General features: G+C 70.2%; 11 protein-coding genes and 1 pseudogene. 8 read left to right on the top strand and 4 right to left on the bottom strand.

Going from position 1 to position 14,150, the window contains the following annotated elements; translation table 11 throughout:
- The first annotated feature begins 235 nt into the window (after positions 1 to 235).
- Positions 236 to 2,830: a bifunctional acetaldehyde-CoA/alcohol dehydrogenase gene (adhE, locus tag ACZ5PB_RS36070; RefSeq protein ID WP_468697161.1), complete on the top strand. Its 2,595-nt coding sequence runs from the start codon at positions 236 to 238 to the stop codon at positions 2,828 to 2,830.
- Between the two features lie 69 nt (positions 2,831 to 2,899).
- Here the strand turns inward: adhE and ACZ5PB_RS36075 are convergent, their stop codons facing one another.
- Both ACZ5PB_RS36075 and ACZ5PB_RS36080 read right to left on the bottom strand, forming a co-directional pair.
- Positions 2,900 to 4,084, bottom strand: coding sequence for an AAA family ATPase (locus ACZ5PB_RS36075; protein ID WP_468697163.1), 1,185 nt, complete (start codon positions 4,082 to 4,084; stop codon positions 2,900 to 2,902).
- Positions 4,085 to 4,119: 35 nt separating this feature from the next.
- Positions 4,120 to 5,175 carry a YhgE/Pip domain-containing protein gene (locus tag ACZ5PB_RS36080; protein WP_468697165.1) on the bottom strand — a complete coding sequence of 352 codons (1,056 nt, stop codon included), beginning with the start codon at positions 5,173 to 5,175 and terminating at the stop codon, positions 4,120 to 4,122.
- Between the two features lie 598 nt (positions 5,176 to 5,773).
- Here ACZ5PB_RS36080 and ACZ5PB_RS36085 point away from each other — a divergent pair.
- Positions 5,774 to 6,408, top strand: a pseudogene (locus ACZ5PB_RS36085) (hypothetical protein).
- A 56-nt stretch (positions 6,409 to 6,464) separates the two neighbouring features.
- Here the strand turns inward: ACZ5PB_RS36085 and ACZ5PB_RS36090 are convergent.
- Positions 6,465 to 7,505 carry a lytic polysaccharide monooxygenase auxiliary activity family 9 protein gene (locus tag ACZ5PB_RS36090; protein ID WP_468697166.1) on the bottom strand — a complete coding sequence of 347 codons (1,041 nt, stop codon included), beginning with the start codon at positions 7,503 to 7,505 and terminating at the stop codon, positions 6,465 to 6,467.
- A 285-nt stretch (positions 7,506 to 7,790) separates the two neighbouring features.
- Complete coding sequence (locus ACZ5PB_RS36095; protein ID WP_468697168.1) at positions 7,791 to 8,486, bottom strand: response regulator; 696 nt, start codon at positions 8,484 to 8,486, stop codon at positions 7,791 to 7,793.
- A 187-nt stretch (positions 8,487 to 8,673) separates the two neighbouring features.
- Here ACZ5PB_RS36095 and ACZ5PB_RS36100 point away from each other — a divergent pair, with 187 nt between their 5' ends.
- From ACZ5PB_RS36100 to ACZ5PB_RS36125, 6 genes are all read left to right on the top strand, one after another.
- Complete coding sequence (locus tag ACZ5PB_RS36100) at positions 8,674 to 9,657, top strand: Bug family tripartite tricarboxylate transporter substrate binding protein (protein WP_468697169.1); 984 nt, start codon at positions 8,674 to 8,676, stop codon at positions 9,655 to 9,657.
- 71 nt (positions 9,658 to 9,728) lie between these two features.
- Positions 9,729 to 10,211, top strand: coding sequence for a tripartite tricarboxylate transporter TctB family protein (locus ACZ5PB_RS36105; protein WP_468697240.1), 483 nt, complete (start codon positions 9,729 to 9,731; stop codon positions 10,209 to 10,211).
- A 5-nt stretch (positions 10,212 to 10,216) separates the two neighbouring features.
- Positions 10,217 to 11,713: a tripartite tricarboxylate transporter permease gene (locus ACZ5PB_RS36110; RefSeq protein WP_468697171.1), complete on the top strand. Its 1,497-nt coding sequence runs from the start codon at positions 10,217 to 10,219 to the stop codon at positions 11,711 to 11,713.
- 10 nt (positions 11,714 to 11,723) lie between these two features.
- Positions 11,724 to 12,188: a GNAT family N-acetyltransferase gene (locus tag ACZ5PB_RS36115; RefSeq protein ID WP_468697174.1), complete on the top strand. Its 465-nt coding sequence runs from the start codon at positions 11,724 to 11,726 to the stop codon at positions 12,186 to 12,188.
- A 20-nt stretch (positions 12,189 to 12,208) separates the two neighbouring features.
- Entirely contained in the window at positions 12,209 to 12,808 is a 600-nt protein-coding gene (locus tag ACZ5PB_RS36120) for a TetR/AcrR family transcriptional regulator (protein WP_468697175.1), read from the top strand.
- A gap of 108 nt (positions 12,809 to 12,916) precedes the next feature.
- Positions 12,917 to 14,131: an MFS transporter gene (locus ACZ5PB_RS36125; RefSeq protein WP_468697177.1), complete on the top strand. Its 1,215-nt coding sequence runs from the start codon at positions 12,917 to 12,919 to the stop codon at positions 14,129 to 14,131.
- Positions 14,132 to 14,150: the final 19 nt, after the last annotated feature.

The raw sequence follows: 14,150 nt of genomic DNA on the forward strand, positions 1-14,150 counted from the left end.
GCCCACTTGTGGGCACCGGCGGCGAAAACTTGTGAAAGATTTCACAAACACTCAAGGGGCTTTGGTCCCGGAGCGTTTTCGCAGGTGGGGGTGGGTGTGGGGGAGAGGTCCGTGGAATCAAAGGGACTTTCTGCCCCTGTGTTGGGGGCGTTCGCCGATCATCCGGAGGGCCGCCGGGGAGTGCAATGGAGACATCAGAGACGGAGCAGCAGGCCGCAGCGAAGGAGTACCTGTCATGCAGGCCCAGGAGATGGTCGACGGACTCGTCCAGGGGGCGCTCACCGCGCTCACCGCTTTCGAGCGGCTCGACCAGGAACAGGTCGACCACATCGTCAAGAAGGCCTCGCTCGCTGCGCTGGCCGCGCACGGCGACCTCGCTCAGCAGGCGGTCGAGGAGACCGGCCGGGGCGTCTTCGAGGACAAGGCCGTCAAGAACCTCTTCGCCTGCGAGCACGTCACGAACTCGATGGCCGGTCTCAGGACCGTCGGCGTGATCGCCCGCGACGAACTCAACGGCATCACCGAGATCGCCGAACCGGTCGGAGTGGTCTGCGCGATGACGCCGGTCACCAATCCCACCTCGACCACGATCTTCAAGGCGCTGATCGCGCTGAAGACCCGTAACCCCATCGTCTTCGCCTTCCACCCCTCCGCCCAGAACTGCTCGGCCGAGGCCGCCAGGATCGTCCGCGACGCCGCCGTCGCCGCCGGTGCGCCCGCCGACTGCGTGCAGTGGATCGACAGCCCGTCGATGGAGGCCACCGGCCTGCTGATGAACCACGAGGGCGTCTCCACCATCCTCGCCACCGGCGGCAACGCCATGGTCAAGTCGGCCTACTCGTGCGGCAAGCCCGCCCTCGGCGTCGGCGCGGGCAACGTCCCCGCGTACATCGCCCGCAGCGGCAAGCTGGAGCGCGCCGTCCACGACATCGTCCTCTCCAAGGCCTTCGACAACGGCATGATCTGCGCCTCCGAGCAGGCCGTCATCCTCGACACCGAGATCTACGAGAAGGGCATGGCCGAGTTCGAGCGGCTGCACGCGTACGTGGTCAGCGCCGCCGAGAAGACCAAGCTGGAGGAGTTCGTCTTCGGTACGACGGCGTACGCGGCCAACTGCTCGGGCGCCAAGCTGAACGCGGCCGTCGTCGGCAGGTCCCCGCAGTGGATCGCCGAACAGGCCGGCTTCGAGGTCCCCGCCGACACCTCGATCCTGATCGCCGAGTGCGCGGAGGTCGGCCCCGGCGAGCCGCTGACCCGCGAGAAGCTCTCCCCGGTACTGGCCGCCCTGAAGGCCGACTCGACCGAGCACGGTCTGCAACTGGCCGCGCAGATGGTCGAGTTCGACGGACTCGGGCACAGTGCCGCCATCCACACCGAGAACGAGGAACTGGCCGAGGAGTTCGGCACCCGCGTCAAGGCGGTGCGCGTCATCGTCAACGCGCCCTCCACCTTCGGCGGCATCGGCGACGTCTACAACGCCTTCCTGCCCTCGCTGACCCTGGGCTGCGGATCGTACGGACACAACTCGGTCTCCAACAACGTCACCGCGGTCAACCTCCTCAACATCAAGCGAATCGGACGGCGCAACACCAACATGCAGTGGTTCAAGGTCCCGCCGAAGATCTACTTCGAGCGCAACTCGCTCCGCTACCTCGGCGAGATGGCCGGAATGAAGCGGGTCACGATCGTCACCGACAGGACCATGAGCGCGCTGGGCTTCGTCCAGAGGGTCACCGACATCCTGAACGGGCGGGAGGACCGTGTCGTCCTCCAGGTCATCGACACCGTCGAGCCCAACCCCGAGCTGGAGACGGTCCGGGCGGGCGCGGCCATGATGCGGGACTTCGAGCCCGACACGATCATCGCGCTCGGCGGCGGTTCGCCGATGGACGCGGCGAAGATCATGTGGCTGATGTACGAGCGGCCCGAGGTGGAGTTCGCGGACACCAAGGAGAAGTTCTTCGACGTCCGCAAGAGGGCGTACAAGTTCCCGGCGCTGGGTGCGAAGGCGCAGCTGGTGGCCGTGCCGACCACATCGGGAACCGGCTCGGAGGTCACCCCGTTCGCGGTGATCTCGGACCCGGCGGCGGCCCAGAAGTACCCGCTCGCCGACTACGCGCTCACCCCGAACGTCGCGATCGTCGACCCGACGCTGCCGATGGGGCTGCCCGCCAAGGTCACGGCGGACTCCGGCTTCGACGCGCTGACCCACGCGACGGAGGCGTACGTGTCGGTGTACGCCAACGACTACACCGACGGACTCTGCCTCCAGGCCATCAAGCTGATCTTCGAGAACCTGGAGCGGTGCGTGGTCGACGGGGCCAACGACCCCGAGGCGCGCGAGAAGATGCACAACGCGTCGACGGTCGCGGGCATGGCCTTCGCCAACGCCTTCCTGGGCATGGTCCACGCCATGGCCCACACCCTGGGCAACACCTTCCACGTCGCCCACGGACGCACCAACGCGCTGCTGCTGCCGCACGTGATCCGGCACAACGGCACGGTCGCCGCCAAGGCCACCCCGTGGCCGAAGGCCGAGGTCTACCGCGCTCCCGAGCGCCTCCAGGCCATCGCCCAGGCGCTGGGCCTGCCGGCCTCGACGCCGGAGGAGGGTGTGGAGTCCTACGCCAAGGCGGTCGAGGACCTCCGCACCCGGTGCGGAATCCCGGCCAGCTTCCAGGCGGAGGGCGTCGACGAGGAAGCCTTCCTGGAGGCCCTCCCGCAGCAGGCACTGAACGCCTACGCGGACCAGTGCGCGCCGGCGAATCCGCGGATGCCGATGATCGAGGACATGAAGGTGCTGATGACGCGGGCGTACTACGGGAAGTGAGGGACGGGGGCGCAGCCCCCGGGGGATCGGCCGACGGCGCTTGCTGTCGGCCGATCCGGCATGGGGGGATCAGCGCTTGGGCCAGTGCCAGAGGGGTTCGTCCAAAGGGCCTTCGCGGCCTGTGACCGTTGTCTGGCCGAACGTCTTGGTCAGTTCGATCCTGGTGAGGTCCACGCGGGCTCGGTGCGTACCGTCCTCCAGGGCCTCGGCCAGAGGGCCCGCATGGGTGACCACCACCAGTTGGATGTGTTCGCTCGCGGTGAGGATCAGGTTCGCCAGAGGGACCAGAAGGTCCGGGTGAAGGCTGGTTTCCGGTTCGTTGAGGACCAGGAGGGTGGGCGGGCGGGGGGTGAGCAGCGCGGCTACCCACAGGAGGTAGCGGAGCGTGCCGTCGGAGAGTTCTGCCGCGCCCAGCGGGCGGAGCAGGCCGTGCTGGTGGAGTTCCAGGTGGAAGCGGCCGTGGTGGGCGGCGACCGTGACCCGGCTGCCCGGGAAGGCCGCGTCGATCGCCTCGTCCATCGCCGCTGCGTCACCGATCTCGCGGATCGTCTGGAGCGCGGACGCCAGGTCCGAGCCGTCCGCGCTCAGCACCGGCGTACGGGTGCCCACCTGGGCGGCCCTGGCCGGTGCGTGGGCGTCCGTGCGGACGTGGTCGTAGAACCGCCAGTCGCGGATGCGTTCGCGCAGCAGGAGCAGGTCGGGGGCGAGCTGCGGGTCCGCCATCTCGCTCAGCATGCTGTCGTACGGGCGCAGCGGGCCCGGCGAGCGGTGCCAGCCCCCGGACGCCGTACGGACCCTGACCGCCGGGCCCGCGCGTTCCGACAGCAGCGCCGCCGGACGCAGCACCGGGCCCGCCCACGTGCACTCCCGCTTGATCTCCGGATCGCCGCCGAACATCGAGTGCGCGTCCGGGGACGGCCGGCCGAAGTCGATCGCGTACCCGAACTCGTCGCCCGCGAAGCCCAGCCGCAGCGCCACCGGCTCACGCCGTACCACCGGCTGGACCGGATGGCGGCCCTCCCGGACGGCGCGGCCGGTGACCTCGGGGCCCGCCCAGAGCGTCGAGTCCAGGCCGCCCTCGCGGGCCAGGGCTGCCACCGCACCGTTGCGGGACGAGTCCGCGAGCAGCCGCAGCGCCCGGTAGAGGCTGGACTTGCCGGTGCCGTTCGCGCCGGTGATCACATTGACCCGGCCCAGCTCGACGATCAGTTTTCGCAGGGAGCGGTAGTTCTCGACCGCGAGGGTGGTGATCACGATTCCGGGGCTCCTCGGGTGCCGGGAACCGGCCGTCAGGAGTTCTGCGGGTACTGGGTCGCGCCCGGGCCCTCCGTACCTTCCAGAGCCGGCTTGCGCAGCGAGGACATGACCAGGGTGATGACCGTGCCGACGATCGCCCAGATCGCCAGGACCTGGAGCGAGCCGGAGACGGCGTTGCCCTTGAAGTACGCGATCGAGCGTGCCGCCCAGGTACCCGCACCCGGCGGCAGCGCCGGGCCGATCGTCTCCCAGAACGGCGGCAGCATCGGCGCCGGGAACGCACCGCCCGCACTCGGATTGCCGCCGATCACCACGATCAGCACCGCCAGTCCGATGCCCACGATTCCCGTCAGCGACTGGAGGGCCAGCGTCAGCGCGCCCACCGCGAACACCACCAGCGCACCCAGCCCCCACAGGGCCATGACGCTCCCGGGCAGCGCCCCCAGGACCGGCCCGATGATGACCGCACCGCCCAGTCCGCCCAGGATCGAGTAGAGCGCCATCGCACCCAGCCGGATGCCCGCCCGCTGCGGGGTGGCCGCCCGCGAACCCGCGCTGATCGCCAGGATCGACGCGCACAGATAGCCGCCCACGCACCAGCCGACCACCAGGTAGAACGCGGACAGCCCTTCGAAGTCCTCCGCGGAGGCGGGCGCCACGTCCACCGTCTTCAGGGTGCGCCCCTGCGCGGCCCCGAACTTCTCGCCGATCGTGTTGAGCGCCGTCGACAGCGCCGCACCGCCGCCGGAGGCGACCAGCAGGGTGTCCTGCTTGCCCGCCGGGTTGTACAGCAGTGCCCCGTCGATCTTCCGGTCCGTGATCTGCTCACGGGCCTCGGCCTCGGTGCCGACCTCGCGCGCGTCCAGCGGCCCGCCGGGCAGCTTGTTGAGCTCCGTCACCAGCTGGTCGCCGGCCTCGGGGGGCGCCTGCGCGGGCACCACCACCCCGAATGCCACGTCCCTCGGTTTCGGGTGGTGCAGCGCGCCCACGTACGACGTGATGAACAGCAGCTGCAACGCCAGGCAACCGATCACGAGCAGGGCGGCCCGTGGGGTGACGGCTTGCTTCAAATCGGAGGCGAGACTCATGCACCCACGCTCGCGGTACCCGCGCGCGACGGCAGGCGGGGAGGGGCCGTACGGGTGACCGGGGCGTCGGTGCGATGACCGTGCTGGTGCGGCGAAGTTCGGTGTGTGTCGTCCCCGGCGATTCCGCTTCTGCGAGATCCGTCCTGGTCCGTGCGGCCACAGCCATCCTTGTGTCCGGACGCAGCGCGGGGAGGACTGCTGGTCGCCGGTCGGCCCCCAGCAGCCATGACCCATGACCGCACGGGGCAAAGCGACCCGGCGAAGTTCTGCGCGATCCTGCAAGAGACCGCGGCAGTCAAGGGCTCGGGAGGAATTGAGTCTTTCGACCCCGGACAGCTGCGCGGTCCGCTAGTCTCCACGTATCCGTCCGTGAGTCCGTAAGGCACGAACCGGCTTGCCGGGGACACGGTTCAGACGACGCTGACCGGACGGATGTCGCTGGGCGTAGCCCAGCGTGGGGCCCTGTCAACGGTCCCGGACCGCTGTGCGGTCGATGTGCCTCCGGCGTCGCAGCCAGCGTCGAGCGGAGAGCATGAGCCGGTGTGCGCGACCGAGTCATACGCTCGGCCCGTTCACGGCCGAGTAGTTGACCTATGTGATGCTCCCCGACTGCCCGCTCCAGGAGTCCCTCGCCTCGATCAAGCTCGCCGACGAAATCGGCTGCTGTTCGCGGCGAGGGCCGGACAGACGGAGCGCATCCGCTTCGGACCGAGCCAGTCCACTGGCGCACCGCGCGAGGCGATCCTGAAGTCCCGAGCTCTCTCCGCCCTCAACGAGTTGTCAGCCGGACGGGCCTGAGCGGCGCTGCCCTGCGGGAACTTCGGGCTGCTGGCCCCGTACGGACTCGACTCCGCGAAGGCGCGGGAGGCGGCCCGCAGCATGGTCGGGATCTACGCCTCCTCGATGCCGGAGGAGCAGCTGCGCCGCAACGGCGTGGACCCGGCCGAGCTCAAGCCGGTCATCGACGCCATCGCCGCGGGCGACCTCGCCAGGGGCATCGAGCTGACCTCGCCCGAGGTGACCGAGAAGCTGTCCGTGTCAGGGACGCCCGAGGAGTGCCTGGAGAAGATCAGGCGGGAGATCGAGCCCAGCGGCGTCAACCACATGATCTGCGCGATCACCGACAGCGGACTGGTGAAGGCGTTCACCGGACGCGAGCTGACGGGCGTGGCCGACGTGGACGCCCAACTCCGGCTGATCCACGACGAGATCATGCCGTACTGGAAGGAGTAGGGGGAAGGGCTCGTCCGTTCCCCCGGAACGGACGAGCCCTTCTGCCCGCGCCTGGATCAGCGGCCGTGACGCCCGCCGGCGGCGGCCTTGCGGCGGACCGAGCCGAACATCACCGCGGCACCGAGCGCCAGCACCGCCGCACCGCCGACGGCGATGTACGGGGTGGTGCTGTCGCCGCCGGTCTCGGCGAGATTCTCACCGGCCGGAGCCTGCGCCGGGGCCTGGCCGCCGCCCTGCGGGGCGGGAGCGTTGGCGTCCGGAGCGGCGGCCGGGGCCTGGGCCGGGGCGTCGGCCTTCGGCTCGGCGGACTTCGCACCGGCACCGGTCTTGTGGTCGGCGTCGCCGTGGCCCTTGTGCTCGACCGAGGACTTGTCGGCACCCGCCGCGATGTCCTTCTCGGTCGGGGCGGACGCGGCCGGAGCCGGGTTCGCCGTACCCGCACCGGCACCGGCACCGGAGTCCTTGCCGAACACCACGTCGGAGCAGGTGTAGAAGGCCTCCGGGCTGTCCGAGCGCTGCCACACGCTGTAGACGAGGTGGCGGCCGGACTTCTTCGGCAGGGTGCCGTCGAAGACGTAGTCACCGGCCTCCATCTTCGGGTCGGTGACCTTGGCGAACGGCCGGGCCTCCAGGTCGGACCACTTCAGCGGCTTCGTCGGGTCGTAGCCGTCCTTGGTGATGTACAGCTCGAAGGAGCCCTTGTGCGGGGCGGTGCCCTTGTAGCGGAAGGTGTGCTTGCCCGCGGCCAGCTTCGAGGACGGCCAGTCGGCGCGCGGCAGGTCCAGGCCCTTGTACTTGTCGTTGCCCGCGCTGCACAGCTTGCCGTCGGGGATGAGCGCCTTGTGGTTGCCCGCGGCGTTGGCGATGTTCACCGCGTTCCAGTCGTAGAACGCCTGGACGCCGCTGGCGGCGACGGCCGCCTTGCAGGCCGCCGACTTCGGGCTCTCCGGACCCTCCGCGTAGCAGGCCGAGACCCGGCTGACCGGGTCCGTCATGGAACCGTGCGCGGCGGCCGGGGTGGCGGCCAGACCGGTCAGGGCGAGCGGGGCGAGACCGAGAGCGGCGACGGTGGCGGCCTTGCGACGAGCGGTGGACATCGTGGCGAACTCCTAGGCAGGGAACGTTTCGTAGCAGGGGAAGAGGGGGGGAGATCTTCCCCGGCGCAACAGCACGCTAGACCCCGGAAACCGCGAAATGCCCTGCTGGGGGCGGGTGATGGCGATCTTTATGGCCCGCTTAAGGACCCGCTCAGTGACGATTAAGAAGGCTGCCCGAGAGCGTGGTGGGGGTGACCGCGAGTGATCGGAATGGGCGCTGCCGGTACGGTGCGCGGCCCGGTGCGGCGCCCGGTGCGCCGCCCGGTGCGGAGACGTCCCTCCGCCTCAGGCCACCCACCGGTACCGCCGCTCCGGCCGGCCCGTACCCCCGTACCGCAGCGTCACCTCGGCCCGCCCGGTCGCCGTGAAGTACTCCAGGTACCGGCGCGCACTCACCCGCGACAGCGCCCCGCCCTCGGCGCACTCGGTCGCCGAGAGCCCCTCCGGATGGGCCCGCAGGGTCCGCTCCACCAGCTCCGCCGTGTGCGCGGCCAGCCCCTTCGGCAGCTCCCGCGAACCCGGCGGCCGGGTCCCGAACAGCTGGTCCACGTCCTCCTGCCGGGCCTGCCCGTGCAGTGCGAGCGAGTCGAAGCGGGTCCGCAGCGCGGCCACGTGCCGCAGCTGCTCGCGCAGTGCCGCCTGGTGGAACGGCTTGATCAGATAGTGCAGCGCCCCGGCCCGCAGGGCCGCCCGTACGATCCCGGCGTCCCGCGCCGCAGTGATGAACAGGGCGTCCGCCGTCGGCCGCCCCGCGTCCAGCGCCTCCGCCGCACGCAGCTCACGCAGCACATCGAGCCCGTCCATGTCGGGCAGATACACATCGAGCAGTACGAGGTCCGGGCGCAGCCGCTCGGCCGCCCGGAGCGCATCGGCACCACTGTGGGCGACCCCGACGACGGCAAAACCGTCCATCGCGGACACACAGCGGCTGTGCACCTTCGCCACCATGAAGTCGTCGTCCACGACCAGCACATTCGTCACCCGCCCACGCTAGGGCGCGACCACAACGACCACAACGTCCGTTGGTTCCGGAACGGCGACAGCTCCTTAACGCCCCGGCAACATGTCCCCACCCCCCTACGTCCGCAGGACACCCCCACTGGACACCTCCAGGGACACCCCCGCGCGACCCCCTCATCCTCCGTACACCTCTCGAAAGGCGGCGCCCGTGCGTATGCGCACCCCCCTCGCCCTGGCCGGGGCGGCACTCCTGGTGCTCGTGGGGCCACCGCTGCTCACCACGGGCAGCGGCTCCGACAGCGGCACCCAGATCCCCGGACTGCGCTTCATGGTCCCCAACACCCCCGGCGGCGGGTACGACATCACCGCCCGCACCGCCGCCAAGAACGCCGAGGAGGCCGGACTCACCTCCGGCATCGAGGTGTTCAACCTCCCCGGCGCCGGCGGCACCGTGGGCCTCTCCCGCCTCGCCTCCGACCACGGCAACGGCAAGGCCGCCATGTCGATGGGGCTCGGCGTGGTCGGCGCCGTACACACCAACAAGGCGCCCAAGACCCTCGCCGACACCACCCCCATCGCCCGGCTCACCGAGGAGCAGGACATCGTGGTGGTGGCCAAGGACTCCCCGTACAAGACGCTCGAAGACCTGGTGAAGGCCTGGAAGGCGAACCCGGCCAAGGTCCCGGTCGGCGGCGGCTCCTCGCCCGGCGGGCCCGACCACCTCGCGCCGATGCTGATGGCGCGCGCGGCCGGGATCAAGCCGAAGGACGTCAACTACGTCCCGTTCGACGGCGGCGGCGAGCTCCTCGCCTCCATCCTCGGCAACAAGGTCGCCTTCGGCGTCTCCGGCGTCGGCGAGTACCTCGACCAGATCAAGGCCGGTGAACTGCGGCTGCTGGCGGTCACCGGGCCCAAGCGGGTGCCCGGCCTCGATGCCCCCACCCTGCGGGAGTCGGGGCTCGACACCGACTTCACCAACTGGCGCGGCATCGTCGCCCCGCCCGGCCTCACCGACGCCGAACGCAGCAAGCTGATCGCCCTCTTCGAGAAGCTGCACGCCTCGAAGGAGTGGAAGGACTCGATGAAGAAGAACGGCTGGGACGACGCCTTCCTCACGGGGGACCGCTTCGGCGAGTTCCTCGACAAGGAGGACAAGCGCGTGGACTCCGTCCTGAAGGAGCTCGGGCTGTGAACTCACTCGAAAAATCGCCGACTTCCACGGACACCTCGAAGGCCCCCGCCCCGCAGGGCCGGGCCGCCTGGCTGCGCGAGCACTCCGAGCTCGGTGTCAGTGTCCTGCTCGCGGTGATCGGCGTCCTGGTCCTCACCGACGCCCTCACCATGCACGTCGAGATCGCCCAGCGCGGCCCCGTCGGGCCCACCACCGTGCCGATCGTGGTCGGCGGCGCGCTGATCCTGGTCGCCGTACTCCTCGCGGTGGACGTTCTGCGCGGCGGACGCGGCGAGGCCGAGGGCGGTGAGGACATCGACCTCTCCGAGCCCGCCGACTGGCGCACCGTCCTGCTGCTCGCCGGGGTCTTCCTCGGCAACGCGGTCCTGATCGGCCCGCTCGGCTTCCCGATCTCCGGCGCCCTGCTCTTCTGGGGCTCCGCGTACGCACTGGGCAGCCGCCATCTCAGCCGCGACCCGCTGATCGCGGCCGGCCTCGCCCTCTTCACCTACTTCGTCTTCAACAACCTGCTGGGCGTCCCGCTCCCCGGCGGCCCCCTGATGGGAGTGCTGTAACCACCATGGACTCCCTGAACTCCTTGATGGACGGTTTCGGAACCGCCCTCACTCCGATCAACCTCCTGTGGGCCGCCCTCGGCGTCCTGCTGGGCACCGCCATCGGCGTGCTGCCCGGCATCGGCCCCGCGATGGCCGTCGCGCTGCTCCTGCCGGTGACGTACGGACTGGAGCCGACCGGCGCGTTCATCATGTTCGCGGGCATCTACTACGGCGCGATGTTCGGCGGCTCGACGACCTCGATCCTGCTCAACACCCCCGGTGAGAGCGCCGCCGTGGTCGCCGCCATGGAAGGCCATCCGATGGCCAAGGCGGGCCGGGGCGCGCAAGCCCTCGCCGCCGCCGCCATCGGCCACTTCGCGGGCGGCATGATCGGCACGATCCTGCTGGTCGCCCTCGCCCCGGCCGTCGCCGCGCTCGCCGTCGACATCGGCGCACCCGACTACTTCGCGATCATGGTTCTCGCCTTCATCGCGGTCACCTCCGTCCTCGGCTCCTCCCGCATCCGAGGCCTGGCCTCCCTCCTCATCGGCCTCACCATCGGCCTCGTCGGCCTGGACCAGATGACCGGGCAGTCCCGGCTCACCTTCGGCTCGCTCGAACTCGCCGACGGCGTGGACGTCGTCATCGTCGCGGTCGGCCTCTTCGCCATCGGCGAGGCCCTCTGGGTCGCCGCCCACCTCCGCCGCGGCGGCATCGAGGCGATCCCGGTCGGCCGCCCGTGGCTCGGCAAGAGCGATGTCAAGCGGACCTGGAAGTCCTGGCTGCGCGGCCCGCTGATCGGCTTCCCGTTCGGCGCGATCCCGGCCGGCGGCGCGGAGATCCCCACCTTCCTCTCGTACGTCACCGAGAAGCGCCTGTCCAAGCACAAGGACGAGTTCGGCAAGGGCGCCATCGAGGGCGTCGCGGGCCCGGAGTCCGCCGCCTCCGCTTCGGCCGCCGGAACCCTGGTCTCCATGCTCACCCTGGGCCTGCCCACCACCGCCGTCGCGGCCGTGATGCTGGCCGCCTTCCAGCAGTACGGAATCCAGCCGGGCCCGCTCCTCTTCGAGCGCGAACCCGAGCTGGTCTGGGGCCTGATCGCCTCGCTCTTCGTCGGCATGATCCTGCTCCTCGCGCTCAACCTCCCGCTCGCCCCGCTCTGGGCGAAGCTGCTGCGCATCCCGCGCCCGTACCTCTACGCGGGCATCCTCTTCTTCGCCTCCGTCGGCGCGTACGCGGTCGGCGGCGAGGCACTGGACCTGGTGGTGCTGCTGATCATCGGCCTGATCGGCTTCGGGATGCGGCGGTACGGGCTTCCCGTCCTGCCCGCCGTGATCGGGGTCATCCTCGGCCCGGCCGCCGAACAGCAGCTGCGCCGCGCCCTGCAGATCAGCGACGGCAGCGTGAGCGGCCTGGTCAACACGCCCTTCTCGATCGCCGTGTACGCCATCGTCGTGCTCCTGCTGACGTGGCCGCTGCTGAAGAAGCTGCCCTTCCTGCGCCGTGGAGCGGCGTCGTAACGTACCGGGCATGAACGACACGAACATCCGTCCCGCCACCTCGGACGACGTCCCCGCAGTGAAAGCCGTGACCGACGCGGCGTACCGGCACTACATCGAACGGATAGGCCGTGTGCCCGTCCCGATGCTGGCCGATCACGGGGAGAACGTCGCGGCGGGGCGGGTGTTCGTCGTCGGTGACCCCGTGCACGGCGTGCTGGTACTGGTCCCGGAGCCCGACCACCTCTTCCTCGACTCGATCGCGGTCGCCCCCGGCATGGCGGGCAAGGGGGTCGGCCGGGACCTGCTCGCCCACGCCGACGCCTACGCACAGGAGTTGGGCCTCCCCGAGATCCGCCTCTACACCAACGCGATGATGTGGGAGAACCAGAAGATCTACCCGCGCTACGGCTACGAGATGGTCGAGCGCCGCATCGACGAGGGCGGTTACGACCGCTTCCACTACCGCAAGAGTATTGAACTGACCGGTACATAATCTGTGCTACGGTCGTCCACATGGCGCGACCGAGGATGTTCGACGAGGACCGGGCCCTGGAAGCGGCGATGCACGCCTTCTGGGCCAAGGGCTACGAAGCCACCTCCACCCAGGACCTGTGCGAGGCCACCGGGCTCGGTCGCAGCAGCATCTACAACACCTTCAGCAGCAAGCGCGACCTCTTCGTGCGGGCGCTGGGCCGGTACATCGACACCATGACCGGGCGGCAGCTCGCCCTCATGGAGGACGAGTCGCTCAGCGGCGCGGACCGGATCCGCGCGCACTTCGCCGTCGTCATCGAGGGCGAGTACGAGGCCAGGTCGGCGGGCCGCAGCATCGGCTGCCTCACCGTCAACACCACGGTGGAGCTGGCGCGTTACGACGAGCCCGAGGTGGCGGCCCTGCTGGAACGCGACCTGGCCAGGCGACTGGCCGGACTGCGGCAGGCGCTGGAGGCGGGGCGGCGGGACGGCTCCGTCACCTCCGGGCGGGGCGCGGACTCGCTCGCCCGGTACGTCAACGCCGTCGTCGGCGGAATGAGGGTCTCCGCCCAGGGGGGCGCGGACCGGGCGACGCTGGAGGCGGTCGCGGAGACGGCGATGGACGCGCTGACGTGTTGACGTCGGGTGCGTGCTGAAGGGGTGCCGCTGAGGCGGCATTTCTTTTTGCCCTTGTTTTGTACTGCTCCATCTAAAACACATTCGATTCGCTGAAAGAGGCAACCTGCCATGCCACTTGCCGTTTACGTCCTGGCCGTCGGCATCTTCGCCATGGTCACCAGTGAGTTCGTGGTCGCCGGGCTGATGCCGCAGATGGCCGAGGGGCTGGGCGCCACCATTCCGGAGATCGGCTATCTGATCACCGCGTTCGCCGTCGCCATGGCACTCGGCGGCCCGGTGCTGAGCGTGCTGCTCATGAGGACCCGTCAGAAGCAGGCGCTCATGCTGCTCTTCGCGGTCTTCCTCGTCGGCAACGTGCTCGCCGCGACCGCCACCGACTACACCGTCATGGTCGTCGCGCGCCTGATCACCGGCGCCGCCTCCGCCGCCTTCTTCGGTATGTCGATCTCCCTGAGCGCCCAGCTCACCAAGCCCGAACTGCGCGGCAGGGCCATCGCGATGACCCTCAACGGGCTGATGCTCGGAACCCTGCTGGGCCTGCCGATGGCCACCCTGATCGGCGAACGGGCCGGCTGGCGCGCCGCGTTCTGGGCCATCACGGGGCTGACCGTGCTCGCCGCGGCCGCCACCGCCGTGGGCGTACCGAAGCTCGGCCGGGCCGAAGCCGGCGGCGGCATGCGCGAGGAGCTGGACGTGTTCCGCAGGCCCCGGCTGTGGCTGGTGCTCGCCACCAGCACGCTGGTCATCGGCGCTACCTTCTCGGCCTTCAGCTATCTGAACCCGATCCTCACCGAGGTCACGGGCTTCGGCTCGGGGACCGTACCGCTGCTGCTGGTCGCGTACGGTGCCGCGACCGTGGTCGGCAACAACATCGTCGGCCGCCTCGCCGACCGGTACACCCTGCCCGTCCTGCTGACCGGGCTCGTCCTCAACGCCTTCTTCCTCGCCGGATTCGCCCTCTTCGCCGAACTCCCTGTGCCCGCTGTGGTGTTCATGCTCGGGGTCGGCCTGGTGGGCGTCACCATGAACCCCGCGATGATCACCCGCGTACAGCGCACCGCCAACGCCCGCCCCTTCGTGAACACCGTCCACTCCTCCTTCATCACCTTCGGCGTCGTCATCGGTTCCTCGGTCGGTGGTCTGGCGATCGGCGAGTGGGGGCTGCGGGCGCCGCTGTGGCTGGGGGTCGGGCTGGCGGTGCTGGGGCTGGGCACGCTGGTGCCGGACCTCCGGCGGCGGGCCGGGGCGGAAACGCCCGTGAAGGAGGCTGCGGAGGCGGCTGTGGCGGCGACTGTTCCGGCTCCTCCCGTGACAGTCCCGTAAATTTGCCGAGCCCGCGCCG

The sequence above is a fragment of the Streptomyces sp. NPDC032721 genome, from assembly GCF_055579625.1.

Excerpts from the sequence above, each read along its gene's own strand:
- ACZ5PB_RS36115 (WP_468697174.1), top strand. The coding sequence starts at position 11,724 with ATGAACGACACGAACATCCGTCCCGCCACCTCGGACGACGTCCCCGCA.
- ACZ5PB_RS36110 (WP_468697171.1), top strand. The coding sequence starts at position 10,217 with ATGGACTCCCTGAACTCCTTGATGGACGGTTTCGGAACCGCCCTCACT.
- ACZ5PB_RS36125 (WP_468697177.1), top strand. The coding sequence starts at position 12,917 with ATGCCACTTGCCGTTTACGTCCTGGCCGTCGGCATCTTCGCCATGGTC.
- adhE (WP_468697161.1), top strand. The coding sequence starts at position 236 with ATGCAGGCCCAGGAGATGGTCGACGGACTCGTCCAGGGGGCGCTCACC.
- ACZ5PB_RS36090 (WP_468697166.1), bottom strand. The coding sequence starts at position 7,505 with ATGTCCACCGCTCGTCGCAAGGCCGCCACCGTCGCCGCTCTCGGTCTC.
- ACZ5PB_RS36080 (WP_468697165.1), bottom strand. The coding sequence starts at position 5,175 with ATGAGTCTCGCCTCCGATTTGAAGCAAGCCGTCACCCCACGGGCCGCC.
- ACZ5PB_RS36120 (WP_468697175.1), top strand. The coding sequence starts at position 12,209 with ATGGCGCGACCGAGGATGTTCGACGAGGACCGGGCCCTGGAAGCGGCG.